Here is an 18,196-nt window from a genome sequence, read left to right as displayed (position 1 = left end):
CCGCGCAATCGGCTCGCGCGGGGTTCGGTTACACCACCGCCGCCAGAACGAAGGTCAGGCCCAGTCCCAGCAGCGAAATAATCGTTTCCAGCAGCGACCAGGTCTTGAACGTCTGACCCACGGTCATGCCGAAATACTCCTTGATCAGCCAGAAGCCGCCGTCGTTGACGTGCGAGAAGATCAGCGAGCCCGAGCCCGTGGCGAGCACGAGCAGTTCGGGCTTCACGGTCATCGTGCCGGCGGCCGCGATCGGCGCGACGATGCCGCACGCCGTGGTCATGGCGACGGTTGCCGAGCCCGTGGCGAGACGGATCAACGCGGCGACGAACCAGCCGAGCAGCAGCGGCGAGAGATGCGCGCTCTGCGCGAGCCCGACGATCTCCTTCGAGACGCCGCTGTCCATCAGCACGCGGCCGAAACCGCCGCCCGCGCCCACGATCAGCGTGATGCCCGCGATCGGCGCGAGACAGTCGCCGCAGAACTTCTGGATCTGCTCGCGCGTGAAGCCGCGCTGCGCGCCGAAGGTCCAGAAGCTTACCAGCACCGCGATCAGCAGCGCGACATCGGACGTGCCGATGAAGTGCAGCAGGTTGTTCGGCAACGTTTTCGGCGCGAACACGAGATCGGCCCAACTGCCGATCAGCATCAGGATCACGGGCAGCAGGATCGTGAAGAGCGTGATGCCGAAACCGGGCAGCTCGCTCTCGGGTTTCGGATCGGCGTTGCTGATGAACTGCGAGGCCAGCGGATTGTTCTCGGGCAGCTTGATATGGCGATGGATGAACAGCGCGAACAGCGGCCCGGCGATGATCGCCGTGGGAATGCCGACGATCAGGCCATACGCGATGGTCCGGCCGATATCGGCGTGATACGCCTGCACGGCGAGCAGCGCGGCCGGGTGCGGCGGAATCAGGCCGTGCACGACCGAGAGGCCCGCCACCATCGGCAGACCGATCAGCAGCAGCGACTTGCCGGTGCGTTTCGCAACGTTGAACGCAATGGGAATCAGCAGCACGAAGCCGACCTCGAAGAACACGGGCAGACCGACGATGATGGCCACGCACATCATCGCCCAGTGAATGTTCTTCTCGCCGAACCAGCGGATCAGCGTGGTCGCGATGCGCTCCGCACCGCCCGATTCGGCCATCATCTTGCCGAGCATCGTGCCAAGGCCCACGACGATGGCGATATGCCCGAGCGTGTTGCCGTTGCCGGTCTCGAACGACTTGACGATCTGATCCATCGGCATGCCGGACACGAGCCCGAGCAGCAGCGACACGATGATCAGAACCAGAAACGGATACACCTTGAAGCGCGTGATCATCAGGATCAGCGCGGCGATCGCGACGAGCGCGTAGATCAGCAGCATGCTGCCGTGGGCCACTCCCATGAGGCTCTTCTCCAGATAGTTGTTAGACGTACTTTCTTCGCCCGACCACGGCGGAAGAAAGAGGCGCCCGGCTAGAGGCGACGGGCGACCGGCGCGGGCGACCGGCCAGGGCCGGGATTGTAGAGCTTATAACGACTTCGCGGGCATTGCTCGAAAGACGACCGAGCCGCGCAAGGCGTGCGCCTCAAGGGCGCCGTCTTGCGCGGCTCGGCGCGTTTTCGCCCGGTCGGACGTCGAAAACGCAGGGACGATCTTCATGGCGCCGCGCCACGCGGCGTCATCGGCAGAAGGCTTAGCGCACCGGGCGCGACAGTTCGCTCGCGGCCCGCGCGAGGCGCGTGACTTCTTCCCAGTTTTGCGCGGCCACGGCCGCCTTCGGCGTGAGCCACGAGCCGCCCACGCACACCACGTTCGGCAGCGCGAGGAAGCTCGGCGCCGACTCCGCGGTGATGCCGCCCGTCGGGCAGAACTTGAGCGACGGGAACGGGCCGTGGAATGCCTGCAGCATGTTCAGGCCGCCCGCGGGCACGGCCGGGAAGAACTTGACGATCTCGTAGCCCAGTTCCATGGCCACGATGATGTCGGTCGGCGTCATCACGCCGGGCAGCAGCGGCAGGCCCGCCTCGACGGCCGCCGCGTGCATCTCGCGCGTGAGGCCCGGCGACACGCCGAACTTCGCGCCGGCCTTCTTCGCGAGCGCGCAGTGCTCGGGCTTCGTGATCGTGCCCACACCCACGACGATATCCGGCGCGATCTGCGCGGCGCGCTCGATCGCTTCGAGACCGGCCGCCGTGCGCAGCGTGATCTCCAGCACCTTCACGCCGCCCGCGTGCAGCGCGCGCGAGACGTGCTCGCCCTGTTCCGCCGAATCAAAGGCGAGAACCGGAATGACGGGGCCGAGGCGGACGATATCGGTGACGGTGGTGTTTGCCATGTTTGAGGCTCCTTGATGATGAAATCAGTTCGAGGCGTGCGCGGGCTGCGTGGCGGGCGCGGCGGTCGATGAGGTCGTGGCGATCGGCGCAAGCGCAGCCGACGTCGCATCCGTTTCGCCGACGAGCGGGCCGAACACCGTCGCGCCCAGTTCGGCCGGCGCAGCGGCCGCGCGGAACACCCCGAACAGTTCGCGGCCGAAGCCCACTTCGTTGCTGGCCTGATGCGCGGGCTGCGCGACCGGGCGCGCGTCCCACTCGGCGGCATCGACCTCGATATCGAGCACGCCTTCGACCGCGTCGATCACGATCACGTCGCCGTCGAGCACCTTGCCGATGGGCCCTTGCAGCAGCGTTTCCGGCGAGACGTGAATCACGGCCGGCACCTTGCCCGACGCGCCCGACATGCGCCCGTCGGTGACCAGCGCGACGTGAAAACCCTTATCCTGCAGCACGCCCAGCAAGGGCGTCAGACGATGCAGCTCCGGCATGCCGTTGGCCCGCGCGCCCTGGAAGCGCACCACGGCCACGAAATCGCGCTCCAGCTCGCCGCGATCGAACGCTTCCTGCACGGCTTCCTGCGAATCGAACACCACAGCGGGCGCGCGCACCTTGCGGCGCTCCGGCGCCACCGCCGAGACCTTGATGACCCCGCGGCCCAGACGCCCCTGCATCAGACGCAGCCCGCCGTCCGGCTGGAACGGCTCGGCGAGCGGGCGCAGCACGGCCGCGTCGGCGCTCTTCTCGACCGCCGGCACCCACGTGAGCTTGCCGTCGATGAGCTTCGGCTCTTCGGTGTAATGGCGCAGGCCGCGACCGGCGACCGTGTTCACGTCTTCGTGGAGCAGACCGCCGTCGAGCAGTTCGCGCACGAGGAAGGCGATGCCGCCCGCCGCGTGGAAATGATTCACGTCCGCCTTGCCGTTCGGATACACGCGCGCGAGGAGCGGCACGGCGTCGGACAGCACGTCGAAATCGTTCCAGTCGATGAGGATGCCGGCCGCGCGCGCCATCGCCACGAGATGCAGCGTGTGGTTGGTCGAGCCGCCCGTTGCCATCAGCGCGACGATGCCGTTGATCACCGACTTCTCGTCGACCACGTGACCGATCGGCATGTAATTACCGCGCTCGACGGTGAGTTCGAGCACCCGGCGTGCGGCGGCCGCCGTCAGTTCGTCGCGCAGCGGCGTGTGCGGGTGAATGAACGCCGAGCCGGGCAGATGCAGGCCCATGACTTCCATCAGCATCTGATTGCTGTTGGCCGTGCCGTAGAACGTGCAGGTGCCGTGACCGTGATAAGCCGCCGCTTCCGATTCGAGCAGCGCTTCGCGGTCGCATTGGCCGGTCGCGAACTGCTGGCGCACCTTGGCCTTGTCGTCGTTCGAGATGCCGCTCGTCATCGGGCCAGCGGGCACGAAGATCGTCGGCAAATGGCCGAACTGCAGCGCACCGATCACGAGACCCGGCACGATCTTGTCGCACACGCCGAGGCACAGCGCGGCGTCGAACATGTTGTGCGTGAGCGCCACGGCCGTGCTCATCGCGATCACTTCGCGCGAAAAGAGCGACAGTTCCATGCCGGCATTGCCCTGCGTGACGCCGTCGCACATGGCGGGCACGCCGCCCGCGAATTGCGCGACACCGCCGCCCTCGCGGGCCGCCTTCTTGATGATGTCGGGGAAATCCTTGTACGGCGCGTGCGCGGACAGCATCTCGTTGTACGACGAGACGATGCCGATGTTCGGCTCGCGAATGGATTTGATGGCGATCTTGTCGCGGCCCTCGAGGCCTGCGAAGCCGTGCGCGAGATTGGCGCACGAGAGCGCGCCACGCGCCGGAAACCGATCCTGGGCAGCCGCCACGCGCGCGAGATAGGCCTCGCGGGTCGGCTTGCTGCGCTCGATCACGCGCTGCGTGACCTTCATCAATTGGGCATGCGGGGAAACCATCGAATCTCCTTCCTTCTTGTGTCTCGGCGGGGACGCTCGGGGCCGGATCGAGAGCGCAAGTGCGGCTCCCGTCAGCGATGGCGCGATGTTAGTAGAAAAACTACACGATTTCAATACAGGTTAGACCCTAACCTCCCGTTGACTCGCAACCTCTAGAATGCGCTTAAGATCGACGTGTCAGCCGACTAACGCATAATTTCGAGTGCAAGCAAATCGCGATCCTGTAGTTTTTGTACATCACATTCGATCCGTTATAGTCCTCGGATCTTTTAGCATAGTGCGAGTTTCCCGATGCTGCTGTCCCAGGTGAAGGCCATGCGCGAGCAACTGCGTCCCTCCGAGCGCAAGCTTGCCGACTACGTCGTCGACGCGCCGCGCGAGGTGCTCGATCTGTCGATGACCGAGGTTGCCGAGCGCGCCGGCGTGAGCCAGCCGACCATTGCGCGCTTCTGTCATGCGCTTGGTTTTTCGGGTTTCCGCGAGTTCAAGATCCGCCTCGCGCAGGCCGTGGCCGCCGATCTGCCAACGGAACATCCCGCCGTGTATCGCGACGTGCGTCCCGACGAGCCGGTGCCCGGCGTGGCGGCCAAGGTGCTCGATCGCACCATCGGCGCGCTCGTACAGGTGCGCAACAATCTCTCGACCGACTCGCTCGCCGCGGCCATCGACCTGCTCGCGCACGCGACGCGTATCGAGTTCTACGGCGCAGGCGGGTCCGGCATTGCCGCACAGGACATGCAGCACAAGTTCTTTCGCCTGGGCATGCCGAGTGTCGCGTATTCCGACCCGCACACGTTTCTGATGTCGGCGGCGCTGCTCGGCCCCGGCAACGTGGTCGTCGCGATCTCGAACACGGGCCGCACGCGCGATATCGTCGATGCCGCGCGCACCGCGCTCGAACGCGGCGCCAGTGTGATCGCCATCACGCACGGCACCTCGCCGCTCGCGCGGCTCGCGAGCGTGGGCCTGCACGCGAACGTGGACGAAGACACCGACGTGTTCTCGCCGATGACGTCGCGCACCTCGCATCTCGCGATCGGCGACATCCTCGCGGTCGGCGTGGCGCTGCAACGCGGGCCGGAACTCGCGGAAAAGCTCGCTGGCGCGAAGGAAATCATCGACAAACGGCGGCTCAATGCGAACGGCTGACGCCGCTATAGCGTTACGCTGATTCGACGCCGCAAAAAAAACGGACTCCCGAGGGAGTCCGTTTTGCATGGTCCTGCGTTTCGGCCCGTACGGCAGCCGAATCTGGCGTGCCCGGCTAACCGGAAGCGGCAGACTTCGCCGCCTCCGGGTCGCCCTCAGGCGCTTACCACTGGTACGACATACCGCCGCCGACCGTTGCGCCGCCACCCGACGAGTAGCCGCCGCCCACCTTCACCTTGATGTTCTGGGTGATGCGAGCCGACGCGCCCAACGCCACGGCCTGGTAGCCCTGGTAGTTGGCCGTACCGACACCGACCGCGATCGTCTTGCCTTGATCGACGTCCGGGATCATCGTGAGCGCCGTTGCGGCTGCGACACCGCCGTAGGCGTTGCGCGCCACGGAGTTGATGCCGCTCTGGAGCTGATTCATGCCGCTCTGGAGCTGACGCACGTTGACGGCGTCGGTCGGAGCCTGACCGTCGGCAACGTTGGTGACGCGGCGTTCGGCACCTTCCGAACCGACGGACACGGTGTTGTCCTGGTCCGCCACCGAGTTCGCACCGATCGCGACCGAGTTCGCACCCGTGGCGGCGGCATTGCTGCCCATCGCCGTGGAGTTCGTACCCGTGGCCTTCGACATATCGCCCATTGCCGTCGAACCCGCACCCGAGGCCGCTGCACCACCGCCCATCGCGACCGAATTGGTGCCCGACGTGTCGACATTGGCACCCATCGCCTGGAGCTGCGCGAGGTTCACCGCGTCGCCGGACGTCGAAGCGTTGGCCACGTTATGGATACCCACCCGAGGACAATGCGGCCTGACCTATCGCGACGCCCGTTTGAGCGTCATTGGTACTGGCGGTGACCTTCGCGCCGGTGCCAATGGCAATCTGGGTGGGGCTCACGACCGACCCGCCGTCAATGCCGCTCGCGTGCGCGACGCCGCCTAGCGCTGCAAGCGAACTGGCGACAAGCAATTTCGCACTACGGCTCTTCTTGCCTCGCGCGACGGCGGTTTCTGCTGCAGCCACCCACGTCCCCGTGGACTCGTTCCAGACTGATCTATATGTCTTGTTCATTCTCTGCCCTGGTTAATGAGGGAAACCGGCCACGCGGTATTGGCAACCGACCAGCTGGCGCGCTGATATCCAAAGCCACCGGCTGCGGCATTCCTCAAAAAAGAAATCAACTGGCCCGATAGGGCCAAAGATTCACGTCAAGCACGCAACGCATCATTGATTCGTCAGCAGCGGATCAATAGCTGACAGAATTAACAACTTCATATGCGATGACACAGGGGACTTTATGAGCTTGAAACATCAAGAAACATAAGATAACTCTTAAAGAAAAATCGCTCGCAGGCTTGATCCATAAGGCCTAGACAGCGATCTCCCGGCTCACAACAACGCGTATCGGCGTCGAAATCTCACACCTTACCCGTCGACATGAGAATTTCTATCAATGTCGTTAATTTCCAGAACAACGCAAATCGATAATTTCACATTTTTGATCTTTTCTATTACGACTCTATAAATTAAATCCTACACGCACGAACAACAATTACTACGCACATAGGACATTCAAAATGTGTGAATACTTTTCTCCATAAAATTTAAATATTGAGGCACCCCTTCTTAATCCGATTACCAACACCACGCATCAAAAAATCCTCGTTGTCATCGTGAAAATGGGTTCGCCCTTCCCCAATCGTTGCTCACACACAACGATCTGGCGCCGATTTCTTTTGAGATTTGTCCTATATCAGTCGATCCGACAGATAAATAGACTTCTTCTGTCGGGAAACGCTGACTTCGGGCTTCCGCCACGCCACGTAAGTGGCTCTGGCGTCGCGCACGCTTCATCACCATCACCTTGACGCACGCTCTCACGCTGGCCTCGCCACGGAGACCGGTCGCGCCCACTCGTTTCCCTTTTTGCTGCGCGAGCGCCATCGCCCGCCGTCACGTTCAAGGAAACGCCATGCAACGCCTCATCGTCTTCGCCGCCGCCTGCGGCCTCGCTTCACTCGCACTCGCCGCGCCCCACCCCGTGGAAAGCGGCCCGATCAGCGAGCGCCTGCAAATCGAATGGCTCGAGCACCAATGGACGCAAGCGGCCTCAACGGCCAACCGCGCCGTGCTCAACGACCTGCTCGACGATAAGTTCTTCGAAGTATTTCCGGGCGAAGTGCGCCGTAGCAAACGCGATTTGCTCGCCGCGGCCTCGTTGCCGGTGGGCGGCTCGCAGGTGCTGTCGGACGTGCGCGTGCAGGTGCTCGACAACGTCGCGGTGGCGACCGGCATCAATCGCTACACGCCGGCGGCCGGTTACAAGGCCGTGGAATACCGCTTCACCGATGTCTTCGTGAAGCGCGAGGACGGCTGGCGCGTGGCGGCGGCGCGCATGCGCAGAAAAGAAACGGGCAGCATCTGAGGCTGCCCGTCGGGAGGATTGGCTGCGTCAGCGACGCGAGAGAGCCTAGAACGGCTTGATGACGGCCAGCGCCACGGCGGCCAGCATGCCCAGCACGGGCAGTTCGTTGAACATGCGATACCACTTGTCGCTGCGGCGGTTCTCGCCGCGCTCGAACGTCTTCAGGATGCGGCCGCAATACGCGTGGTAGACGATCAGCAGCACCACCACGCCCACCTTCGCGTGAATCCAGCCCTGCCCGCTGCCAATGCCGATCACGAGCCACAGCCACAGCCCGCACAGCAGCGCGGGCACGGCGATGAGCGTCATGAAACGGTACAGCTTGCGCGCCATGATGAGCAGGCGATTGATGGCCGCGGGCTCGGTTTCCATCGCGAGATTCACGAAGATCCGCGGCAGATAGAAGAGGCCCGCGAACCACGAAGCGATCAGTACGATGTGAAACGTCTTGACCCAAAGCATCGGCAAATTTCCTTTTTTCTTGTTGGCGGCGCGGCACATCGACACATGTCGATACACCGCGAGGCGCGCGACGCGGAGCACCGCGCACCGTCAATCCAGCGCTTACTGCCGGCCTTCGCCGTGACCCAGCACCACGTACTTGAGCGACGTCAGCCCTTCGAGGCCGACCGGGCCGCGCGCATGCAGTTTGTCATTCGAGATGCCGATTTCCGCGCCCAGGCCGAACTCGAAGCCGTCGGCGAAACGCGTTGAGGCGTTCACCATCACGCTCGCCGAATCCACTTCGCGCAGGAAGCGCATGGCGCGGTCGTGGTCTTCGGTGACGATCGCGTCGGTGTGATGCGAGCCGTACGCGTTGATGTGCTCGATGGCTTCGTCGAGATTGCCGACGACCTTCACCGCCAGCACCGGCGCCAGGTATTCGGTGCGCCAGTCTTCTTCGGTGGCGTCGACGAGCGGCGCGATGCCCGCGTCGGCGAGAATCGCGCGCGCGGCCGGATCGACACGCAACTCGACCGCCTTGTCGCGATACAGACGGCCCAGCGGCGGCAGCACTTCATGCGCGATGCCGCGCGCGACCAGCAGCGTTTCCATCGTGTTGCAGGTGCCGTAGCGATGCGTTTTCGCGTTGTCGCACACGTTGAGCGCCTTCGCGAGATCCGCGCGATCGTCCACGTACACGTGGCAGATGCCGTCGAGGTGCTTGATCATGGGCACGCGCGCCTCGGCGATCAAACGCTCGATCAGGCTCTTGCCGCCGCGCGGCACGATCACGTCCACGAATTCGGTCATGGTGATGAGCTTGCCGACGGCCGCGCGATCGGCGGTCTCCACCACTTGCACCGCGTCCTGCGGCAGTCCCGCCGCCGCGAGGCCTTCGCCAATCAGCTTCGCGAGCGCCGTGTTGCATTCGAGCGCCTCGGAACCGCCGCGCAGGATGGTCGCGTTACCCGACTTCAGGCACAGCGCCGCCGCATCGATCGTCACGTTCGGGCGCGACTCGTAGATGATGCCGATCACGCCGAGCGGCACGCGCATCTGGCCGACCTGAATGCCGCTCGGCCGATACTTCATGTTGCTGATTTCGCCGATCGGGTCGGGCAGCGCCGCGACCTGGCGCAGGCCTTCGACCATCGTCCGGATCGCTTTGTCGGACAGCGTGAGGCGGTCGATGAACGCGGCGTCGTGGCCCTTCTCCTGGGCTCGCGCGAGGTCGCGCGCGTTGGCGGCCTTGAGCGTTTGCGCTTCCCGTTCGATGGCCTGCGCCACCGCGTCGAGCGCGGCGTTCTTCGCGGCCGTCGTGGCCCGGGCCATCGCGCGCGAAGCCTTGCGGGCGCGGCGGCCGAGGTCGGTCATGTACTGGTCGATATCCATGGTGTCTGTCGTGTGGCGATGCGCGGGCCGCGATCGGTCGATGCGGGCGCGAACTGCGGGGTGAAAAGCGATTCTGGCGATTTTACGGCCGCAAGCAAGGCTTTGCAGAAGCCGCCGTGACGCACTGCGGGACCGATGAGAGCGGCAAAGCAGGCGCCGGAGTGTCGGGCGGGCGAGCGGTGAACGCTCAACCCGGCCGGCGCGACGGCCCTGCGGTGCGCGGTCGGCCGGCCCCGGCCGCCGCCGCCGCGGCCGCAGCGGCGGGATTGCCTGGCTGCGCGCGGCCCGGCGCCTGGCCGGCTGCCGCACCGCGTGCGGCCGGACCCGCCGCCGCGCCCGCATCGCGCGGCGACGCCACCGTCATCGCGAGTTCGAACAGGCCGTCCCACGCGTCGGGCGGCAGCGCATTGCGCCATTCGGCGCGCGATTGCCCCGACAAGCCTTTGACCTGCCGGTCGAGCCGCGCCGCGAGAGCGAGACCGCGTTCCAGCGTAGTTTCGGTCAGACGCGAAAGCGCCGGGCCGATCAGGCGTTCACGCGGGCCCCACACGCGGTTTTCGCGCAGCAGCATGGCGAGCGGTTTGCCCGCCGCCACGCCGCGCTTGATGCGCAGCAGCGTGCGGATCTCTTCGACCACGGCCCACAGCACCAGCACCGAGGCCTCGCCTTCGCCCTGCAGCCCGTCGAGCATGCGCGCGAGCCGGCCGACGTCGCCCGTCAGCATGGCCTCGTTGAGCTTGAACACGTCGTAGCGCGCGACGTTGAGCACGGCGTCGTGGATCTGCTCGAAGCTCAGCACGCCTTGCGGATACAGCAGCCCGAGCTTCTGGATTTCCTGGTGCGCCGCCAGCAGATTGCCTTCCACGCGCTCCGCGACGAACTGCAGCGCGCGCCGTCCGTCCTCGCCGGGCGCGACACGCTGGCCTTGCAGGCCGAGCCGCTGGCCGATCCAGTTCGGCAGCGCCGCGCGCTCGACCGGGTCGACCTTGAGCGCGGCGCCGCCTTCGCTCAGTGCCGAGAACCACGCCGACTTCTGCGTGGCCGCATCGAGGCGCGGCAGCGTGACGAGCATCAGCACGTCGGGGTTGTTGGCGGCGGCGAGCGTCTTGAGCGCGTCCGCGCCTTCCTTGCCGGGCTTGCCCGACGGAATGCGCAACTCCACCAGTTGGCGATCGCCGAACAGCGACATCGACTGGCTCGCGCCGAGCAGCGAACTCCAGTCGAAACCGCGCTCGACCGTGAACACCGAACGGTCGGTGAAACCCGCGGCGCGCGCGGCCGCGCGAATGCGGTCGCACGCTTCCTGGGCCAGCAGGTGCTCGTCGCCGTAGACGACGTAGAGTCCGGCCAGCCCTCTCGCGAGGTGCGCTTCGAGCGCGTCGGGTCGCAGTTGCATGACGAACGATTAAGAAGCGATGCGGCGCATCACAGCGGCGGCGGCGGCAGCGGCGCGCCCGGCGCCACGCCCGGCACGACCTGGGCGGGCGTGGGGTGCAGCGTCTTGAGCACGGCGAGGCGTCGCGTGAGCTGATCGACGGCGTCGTTCTGCATGTCCGCGAAGAGCAGATCGGCTTCTTGCGTCTTGGCGGTCGAGTACTGGTCGCTATACGTCATCGCGCGATTCAGCGCGATCGAGCTGGGCTGGATCAGCGGGGAGCCGTCCGCGCCCGTGAGCGAGTAGTTGAGCGAATAGTTGATCTGGTATTCCTCGACGGTGCCGAACGAATTGATCGTCAGCGTGCTGAAGCTGCGCACTTCGGCCACGTGCAGCACCGCGTCGGCGTTGGCGACCGAGTCGACCACCACCGAATCGCTGCCGCCTTCGACCATCCGCGTGAGACGGCCGTTGAACGCAGCCGGGCCGCCAACGATGGCGAGGCGCTTGAACGCGTAGTTCTGCTCGCCGCGCAGCTGGAAGCCGCACGCCGACACGAGCAGCGCGCCGCCCGCCACGAGCGGGAACAACCTGAGGAACGATCTGCGAATCACATGGACTCCTGGGTTCGCGACAGTGTCGGAATGGCGGCGCGGCGCGCGTGCGCGCGGCACCGCCAACGAGGTCTTAGACGACGACGTTCACGAGACGGCCCGGCACGACGATGATCTTCTTCGGCGCGCGGCCTTCCGCGAACTTGACGAACATCTCGTGCGCGAGCGCCGCCGCTTCGATCGCCTCCTTCGGCGCATCCTTCGCGACCGTCACGGCGCCGCGCACCTTGCCGTTCACCTGGAGCACGAGTTCGATCTCGCTTTGCTCGAGCGCCTGTTCGTCGACCTTCGGCCACGGTGCGTCGAGCAGCGTGCCGTATTCGTCGGCGTAACCGAGCGACTTCCACAGTTCGAACGTGAGATGCGGCACGACCGGATACAGCACGCGCAGCAGCACGCCGAAGGTTTCGCGCTGCACGCCGGCGCCCGCCCCCTTCGCGCCTTCGATGGCGTTGAGCATCTTCATCGCCGCGGAAACGACGGTGTTGTACTGCAGACGCTGATAGTCGAAGTCGGCCTGCTTGAGCACGCCGTAGATCTCGCGGCGCACCGACTTTTCGACGTCGGAGAGCGTGGCGGCGTCGAACGACGCGCGCGACTGGATCGCCGCCGCGTTCGTATAGCCGAACGTCCACACGCGGCGCAGGAAGCGGCTCGCGCCTTCCACGCCCGCGCCCGACCATTCGAGCTGCTGCTCGGGCGGCGCCGCGAACATCGTGAAGAGACGCGCGGTGTCCGCGCCGTACTGGTCGATCAGCACCTGCGGGTCGACGCCGTTGTTCTTCGACTTCGACATCTTCTCGACGCCGCCGAGCACGACCGGCTGGCCGTCCTTGTTGAGCGTGGCGCCGACCGGGCGGCCCTTGTCGTCGTGCGTGACCGTCACGTCGGCCGGGTTATACCAGGTCTTCTTGCCCGCCGCGTCTTCGCGGTAGAACGTTTCGTTGAGCACCATGCCCTGCGTGAGCAGGTTCTTCGCGGGCTCGCCGAACTTCACGAGACCGAGGTCGCGCGAGACCTTCGCCCAGAAGCGCGAGTACAAGAGGTGAAGAATGGCGTGCTCGATACCGCCGATGTACTGGTCCATCGGCATCCAGTAGTCGGTGCGCTCGTCGACCATGTTCTGGGCGTCCGGCGCCGCGTAGCGGTAGAAGTACCACGACGAGTCGACGAAGGTGTCCATGGTGTCGGTTTCGCGCTTCGCCGCCGCGCCGCACTTCGGGCACGTGCAGTTCAGGAAGGCTTCCGACTTCGCGAGCGGGTTGCCCGTGCCGTCCGGCACGAGGTCTTCCGGCAGCACCACGGGCAGATCCGCTTCCGGCACCGGCACGTCGCCGCAGCTCAGGCAATGGATGATGGGAATGGGCGTGCCCCAGTAGCGCTGGCGCGAAATGCCCCAGTCGCGCAGGCGCCACGTGACCTGCTTGTCGCCGAGGTCGAGCGCCTTGAGGTCGGCCGCGACCGCGTCCACGGCCGCCGCGTAGGCGAGGCCGTCGAACTTGCCGCTGTTGATGCAAACGGCGCGTTCCTTGTCGCCGTACCATTCCTGCCAGCCGTCGAGCGAATAGGTCTCGCCTTCCACGGCGATCACCTGCTTGATCGGCAGATCGTATTTCTTCGCGAACGCGAAGTCGCGCTCGTCATGGCCCGGCACGCCCATCACGGCGCCTTCGCCATAGCTCATCAGCACGTAGTTGCCGATCCACACCGGCACCTGCTCATGCGTGATCGGGTGCGTCACGGTGAAGCCCGTGGGCATGCCCTTCTTTTCCATGGTCGCGACGTCGGCTTCCGCCACGCTGCCGCTCTTGCATTCTTCGATGAACGCCTGCAGTTCCGGCTTGTCCTGGGCGAGACGCGTGGCGAGCGGGTGCTCGGCCGCGACCGCGCAGAAGGTCACGCCCATGATCGTGTCGGCGCGCGTGGTGAACACGCGCAGCAGCTTCTTCTCGCCGTCGAGCTCGTACGGGAAACCGAAGTTCACGCCGAAGCTCTTGCCGATCCAGTTCTGCTGCATGATCTTGACGCGCTCGGGCCAGCCGAGGCCGTCGAGGTCGTTCAGCAGTTCGTCCGCGTATTGCGTGATGCGCAGGTAGTACATCGGGATTTCGCGCTTTTCAACCAGCGCGCCCGAGCGCCAGCCGCGGCCGTCGATCACCTGCTCGTTGGCGAGCACGGTCTGGTCGACCGGGTCCCAGTTCACCGTGCCGGTCTTCTTGTACGCAATGCCCTTCTCGAGCATCTTCAGGAAGAACCACTGGTTCCACTTGTAGTAGTCGGGCTTGCAGGTGGCGATTTCGCGCGACCAGTCGATGGCGAGACCCATCGACTGCATCTGGCCCTTCATGTACGCGATGTTGTCGTAGGTCCACTGCGCGGGCGGCACGTTATTGGCCATCGCCGCGTTTTCGGCGGGCATGCCGAACGCGTCCCAACCCATCGGCATGAGCGTGTTGTAGCCGTTCATGCGCAGGTAACGGTACATCACGTCGTTGATCGTGTAGTTCCGCACGTGGCCCATGTGCAGCTTGCCCGACGGATACGGCAGCATCGAGACGCAATAGAACTTGGGCTTGTCGGCCTTTTCAGCCGTCCGGTAGGCGTCGCTGGCGCGCCAATCGCCTTGCGCAGCGGATTCGACGTCGGAGGGAGCGTATTTTTCGAGCATGGTGTGGATGGGGGAAACGCAAAGGCGGGCGGTTCCGGCGCCGAACGATGTCGCGCGCCGGGCCGGCCGATCGCGTCACCGGCAGGTCGCGGCGGCTGGGCCCGTTTCAAAGGGAAACGTTGATTATACCGTTGACTGGGCCGCACTTTCGCGCGGCGCTTGCCGCGTGGCGTTGCGCGCTCGATCAGGCGTTTCGTGGCGGGTTCGGAGCGCCGCCGCGATCCGCCCGAGTGTGCCGAGTGCGCGCTATTTCCCGCCGGCCGGCGGATCGGTCACGAAACCGAGGCGCGAAAGCCCGGCCTGCTGCGCCGCGCCCATCACCTGCGCGATCACGTCGTAGCGCGTCTCGCGCGCGGCGCGCAGTTGCAGCTCCGGCTGTTGCGCGTCGGGTTGCTTGCCCGCGGCCGTGAAGCGCGCGCGCAGTTCGTCGAGCGTGATGGGCTGGGCGTTCCAGTAGAGCTTGCCCGCCGCGTCGATGGACAGCGTGACGGTTTGCGCCGTCTGCTGCGCGGGCTGCGCCGCGACTTGCGGCAGGTCCAGCCGGATCGCGTGCGTGAAGAGCGGCGCGGTAATGATGAAGATGACGAGCAGCACGAGCATGACGTCGATGAGCGGCGTCATGTTGATCTCGGCCATGGGTGCCGAATCGCGCTTCCTGTCCAGTCCGCCGAATGCCATTCGCGAGGCTCCTTCGCGTGCCGTGTGCCGTGAAATGCGCGCTTAAGTGGATTCGGCGCGCAGGCCTTCGCGCAACGTGCCGCGCTGGCCGTCGGCGCGCACCGGCGCACCGTTCGCCGCGCTCGCTTCGGGCGCGCTGCCGAGCGCATGCAGGTCGTGCGCGAAGCCGTCGAGATCGTCGGAAAGCTGGCGCGCGAGACGGCCGAGAATGTTGTAGGCGAGCACGGCCGGAATCGCGACCACGAGGCCGAAAGCCGTCATGATGAGCGCCTCGCCCACCGGTCCGGCGACGTTTTCGATCATCGCCTGCCCGCTCGCGGCAATGCTGCCGAGCGCGTGGTAGATGCCCCAGACCGTGCCGAGCAACCCGACGAACGGCGCGGTACTGCCCACGGAAGCCAGCAGCACCTGACCGAATTCGAGCCGTCGCTGCGAGGCCTGCAACGCGCCGCGCAACGCCCGCAGCACGCGCTCGCCGCGATCGACGCGCGCGAGCATCGCGCTCGAGGTTTCCGCTTCCTCCACCGCCAGCGCGGCCTGCGCGAGCGGCAGGAACACGCGTTCGCGGTCGACGTCGCGCATCGCGGCCACGCCTTCGGCCAGCGAGCGCGCCTGCCAGAACCGCGCCACCGCGCGCGGCCCCTGGCGCTTCGCGCGCAGCAGCACCCAGCTCTTGACGATCAGAAAGCACCAGCTCGCAACGGACATGGCGAGCAGCACCCACGCGACGGCATGCGTGATGGCGTCGCTCGACTGCAGGTAGTGAATGACTCCGGTACTCGCTGCCATCGGACCTCGCTCACTGGCGGTCCGGCCTCGCGCGCACGCGCACCGGACGTTGGAAAAGATGCGGCTCAGCGCAGGCCGAGCACGTCCTGCATATCGTACAGGCCGTTCGCCTTGTCCTGCAGGAAGCGCGCGGCGCGCACGCTGCCTTGCGCATACGAGAGGCGGCTCGACGACTTGTGCGTGATCTCCACGCGCTCGCCGATGCCCGCGAACAGCACCGTATGATCGCCGACGATATCGCCGCCGCGAATCGCCGAAAACCCGATCGTCGACGGATCGCGCTCGCCCGTCACGCCTTCGCGGCCGTACACGGCGCACTGCTCCAGATCGCGGCCGAGCGCGTGCGCCACGGCTTCGCCCATTGCAAGCGCGGTGCCCGAAGGCGCGTCGACCTTGTGGCGATGGTGCGCCTCGATGATCTCGATGTCGTAGCCGGTTTCGAAGAAGCGCGCCGCGTATTCGAGCAGCTTGAGCGTGACGTTCACGCCCACGCTCATGTTGGCCGCGAACACGATCGACACCTGTTGCGCGGCCGCGCCGAGCTGCGCCTTCTGCTGCGCGTCGAAGCCGGTCGTGCCGATCACCATCTTCACGTTATGGCGCTGCGCCGCTTCGAGATGCACGAGCGTGCCCTCGGGACGCGTGAAGTCGATCAGGCAGTCGCTCTGCGCGAACACCTGCTCGATGTCGTCGGTGACGATCACACCCGTTTGCTTGCCGAGGAACGCGCCCGCGTCCTGGCCCAAAGCGGCCGAACCCTGGCGCACGAGCGCGCCCGAGAGCGTGACGTCCGGCGAATTCAGCACGGTTTCGATGAGCATGCGGCCCATGCGGCCCGATGCGCCGGCGATGGCGATTTTCATGAGTCTTTTCCTGAGAAACGTGTCGCTGGCCGCGGCGCTGCCTTCGAGGCGGGCAACGGGGCGCCGCAGCGCAATTTCAAGATGGCGCGGCAATGGCGTGACGCGAGGCGCGCACGGCCCGTGGGTTCAATCGATACGGCAACCCGGCGTCGCGAAACTGCAGCGCACATTGCCGGAACGAGAGCGCCGGATCTCGATCGCCCTATCCCATCGATCGAATCCCATCGACCGAATCCCGACGACGAAACCGAGCGGCGACACGACGACCACGCCAGCCAAATAAACACGGCGGCCCGAAGCCGCCGGCGATAACCGTGGCGCGCCGCGCGCGCCACGTCCTGCTCGTGCTTGAAGCGAGGGCGCGCCTCGCCGGCCGCACCTTGCCGGCCGCACCTTGCCGGCCGTACCTTGCCGGCCGTACCTTGCCGGCCGTACCTCGCCGGCCGCACCTTGCCGGCCGCGCCTCGCCGGCCGCGCCTTACTGGCCCGCCGCGCCCGAAGCCGGCACCGTGGGCGGCGCCGTGAGCTGCGAGTTCTGCGAAGGGATCGGCGGCGTCGCGTTGGTGTCGCCCGTGCCCTGCGCGCCCGGTGCCGGACCGACCGGATTGGCCGGTGCCACGCCCTGGATCTGCGGCGCCGGCTGGCGATGCAGCTGCACCTGCTGCGGCATCGTGCCGACGTTCTGCGGCAGCGCCGACGAAGACGGGTTGCCCGCGCGCACCGAAGGCGTGAACTGCGACGGCGTCTGCACCGCTTCCGTCGCGCGGTTCGCGGCGGCGGCGGCTTGCGCGTTCGCGTCCTGCGGCAGCGCGTTGGTGGCCGTGCCCAGTTCCGACGACGGCGTACGCGCCGTGTCCTGCACCGTGGGACCGGTGGCGCTCGACGTTTGCGCAGCTGGCACGCCCGAAGCGGGCGCCGCCGAAGCCGCCACGGCCGCCTTGGCCTTTTTGCCCGAGCGGTCGCCGTCGATTTCGGCGAGCAGCTCGAGGTTCGACGGCAGGTCGTCGCCGCCCGTCCAGCTGGCCACGCGGTCGCCTTCGAAGTTCACGACGAAGTCGCGCTGCTGGACCACGGCGGTCGAACCGCGCTTGAAGTAGAAGATGTAGTCCCAGCGGTTCGCGTGGAACATGTCGGTGAGCAGCGGCGTGCCGAGCAGTTGCTTGACCTCGGCCCGCGACATGCCCACGTGCATTTGCGCCGCGGCTTCCGCCGAAACGAAATTACCCTGCACGATGGTGATGCGGTAAGGCGTGATGCTCTGGGCAACGCGCTGCGTCAAGCTGTCGTATGTCGAGCAACCGGCCAGTGCCGCGAACGCGGCCGCAGCCAGCAGGGTGCACGCCAGGCGGCCGCCGTTCATGCGTCGGCCGATCGTTGTGAATTCTGGAATCATTTCCCTCACCGTGCGGGCTTTTCGCGAAGCCGCGCGTATTCTGTGGAAGTTCGTTCGAAGTTCTGCCGAAAATGCCCGGAACGGCAAAAACGCATTAACATAAGAACCTAGCATTGTACTCCAGGGA

16 protein-coding genes and 1 pseudogene are annotated in these 18,196 nt (G+C 66.0%); 3 read left to right on the top strand and 14 right to left on the bottom strand.

Translation table 11 applies throughout. The annotated features are described in order from the left end of the window. Positions 1–28: 28 nt before the first annotated feature. From FAZ98_RS01895 to edd, 3 genes are all read right to left on the bottom strand, one after another. Positions 29–1,390 (bottom strand): GntP family permease, encoded by a 1,362-nt coding sequence (locus FAZ98_RS01895; RefSeq protein WP_158948244.1) that lies wholly within the window; start codon positions 1,388–1,390, stop codon positions 29–31. Positions 1,391–1,682: 292 nt separating this feature from the next. Then, a complete protein-coding gene (eda, locus tag FAZ98_RS01890) occupies positions 1,683–2,324 on the bottom strand; it encodes a bifunctional 4-hydroxy-2-oxoglutarate aldolase/2-dehydro-3-deoxy-phosphogluconate aldolase (protein WP_158948242.1) in 642 nt (213 codons plus the stop codon). A 24-nt stretch (positions 2,325–2,348) separates the two neighbouring features. Continuing rightward, entirely contained in the window at positions 2,349–4,271 is a 1,923-nt protein-coding gene (edd, locus tag FAZ98_RS01885) for a phosphogluconate dehydratase (protein WP_158948240.1), read from the bottom strand. Positions 4,272–4,562: 291 nt separating this feature from the next. Between edd and FAZ98_RS01880 the strand changes: the two genes are divergently transcribed. After that, complete coding sequence (locus FAZ98_RS01880; RefSeq protein WP_158948237.1) at positions 4,563–5,420, top strand: MurR/RpiR family transcriptional regulator; 858 nt, start codon at positions 4,563–4,565, stop codon at positions 5,418–5,420. A gap of 163 nt (positions 5,421–5,583) precedes the next feature. Here the strand turns inward: FAZ98_RS01880 and FAZ98_RS35285 are convergent. Together FAZ98_RS35285 and FAZ98_RS35280 are read right to left on the bottom strand one after the other, a co-directional pair. Beyond that, a pseudogene (locus tag FAZ98_RS35285) lies at positions 5,584–6,201 on the bottom strand (YadA family autotransporter adhesin); the annotation flags it as partial. A gap of 7 nt (positions 6,202–6,208) precedes the next feature. Next, positions 6,209–6,499: an ESPR domain-containing protein gene (locus tag FAZ98_RS35280; RefSeq protein ID WP_199272279.1), complete on the bottom strand. Its 291-nt coding sequence runs from the start codon at positions 6,497–6,499 to the stop codon at positions 6,209–6,211. A 901-nt stretch (positions 6,500–7,400) separates the two neighbouring features. Here FAZ98_RS35280 and FAZ98_RS01870 point away from each other — a divergent pair. Beyond that, the gene (locus tag FAZ98_RS01870; protein ID WP_158948235.1) at positions 7,401–7,853 is read left to right on the top strand and encodes a nuclear transport factor 2 family protein; all 453 of its coding nucleotides are present in this window, start codon (positions 7,401–7,403) and stop codon (positions 7,851–7,853) included. A gap of 45 nt (positions 7,854–7,898) precedes the next feature. Here FAZ98_RS01870 and FAZ98_RS01865 read toward each other — a convergent pair whose 3' ends face one another. From FAZ98_RS01865 to dapB, 8 genes are all read right to left on the bottom strand, one after another. Continuing rightward, complete coding sequence (locus FAZ98_RS01865; protein ID WP_199272278.1) at positions 7,899–8,315, bottom strand: CopD family protein; 417 nt, start codon at positions 8,313–8,315, stop codon at positions 7,899–7,901. A 102-nt stretch (positions 8,316–8,417) separates the two neighbouring features. Next, positions 8,418–9,689, bottom strand: coding sequence for a glutamate-5-semialdehyde dehydrogenase (locus FAZ98_RS01860; RefSeq protein WP_158948231.1), 1,272 nt, complete (start codon positions 9,687–9,689; stop codon positions 8,418–8,420). Between the two features lie 187 nt (positions 9,690–9,876). Continuing rightward, the gene (holA, locus tag FAZ98_RS01855; protein WP_158948229.1) at positions 9,877–11,085 is read right to left on the bottom strand and encodes a DNA polymerase III subunit delta; all 1,209 of its coding nucleotides are present in this window, start codon (positions 11,083–11,085) and stop codon (positions 9,877–9,879) included. A gap of 29 nt (positions 11,086–11,114) precedes the next feature. Beyond that, the gene (locus tag FAZ98_RS01850; protein ID WP_158948227.1) at positions 11,115–11,678 is read right to left on the bottom strand and encodes an LPS-assembly lipoprotein LptE; all 564 of its coding nucleotides are present in this window, start codon (positions 11,676–11,678) and stop codon (positions 11,115–11,117) included. A 73-nt stretch (positions 11,679–11,751) separates the two neighbouring features. Further along, the gene (gene leuS, locus FAZ98_RS01845; RefSeq protein ID WP_158948225.1) at positions 11,752–14,346 is read right to left on the bottom strand and encodes a leucine--tRNA ligase; all 2,595 of its coding nucleotides are present in this window, start codon (positions 14,344–14,346) and stop codon (positions 11,752–11,754) included. Between the two features lie 246 nt (positions 14,347–14,592). After that, a complete protein-coding gene (locus tag FAZ98_RS01840; RefSeq protein ID WP_158948223.1) occupies positions 14,593–15,024 on the bottom strand; it encodes an ExbD/TolR family protein in 432 nt (143 codons plus the stop codon). 42 nt (positions 15,025–15,066) lie between these two features. Then, on the bottom strand, positions 15,067–15,813 hold the full coding sequence (locus tag FAZ98_RS01835) for a MotA/TolQ/ExbB proton channel family protein (protein WP_158948221.1): 747 nt from the start codon (positions 15,811–15,813) through the stop codon (positions 15,067–15,069). A gap of 65 nt (positions 15,814–15,878) precedes the next feature. Beyond that, the gene (gene dapB / locus FAZ98_RS01830; protein ID WP_158948219.1) at positions 15,879–16,676 is read right to left on the bottom strand and encodes a 4-hydroxy-tetrahydrodipicolinate reductase; all 798 of its coding nucleotides are present in this window, start codon (positions 16,674–16,676) and stop codon (positions 15,879–15,881) included. Here dapB and FAZ98_RS01825 point away from each other — a divergent pair. Further along, complete coding sequence (locus FAZ98_RS01825) at positions 16,675–16,959, top strand: hypothetical protein (RefSeq protein ID WP_158948217.1); 285 nt, start codon at positions 16,675–16,677, stop codon at positions 16,957–16,959. The two genes, dapB and FAZ98_RS01825, sit on opposite strands and share 2 nt — an antisense overlap. A 195-nt stretch (positions 16,960–17,154) precedes the next feature. Here FAZ98_RS01825 and FAZ98_RS01820 read toward each other — a convergent pair whose 3' ends face one another. After that, complete coding sequence (locus FAZ98_RS01820; RefSeq protein WP_233272638.1) at positions 17,155–18,036, bottom strand: outer membrane protein assembly factor BamE; 882 nt, start codon at positions 18,034–18,036, stop codon at positions 17,155–17,157. Between the last annotated feature and the right edge of the window lie 160 nt (positions 18,037–18,196).

Source organism: Paraburkholderia acidisoli, from assembly GCF_009789675.1.
GTDB classification, from domain to species: domain Bacteria; phylum Pseudomonadota; class Gammaproteobacteria; order Burkholderiales; family Burkholderiaceae; genus Paraburkholderia; species Paraburkholderia acidisoli.
Note: the sequence above shows the minus strand (reverse complement) of the source record. Positions and strands in the feature narration are given on the sequence as shown.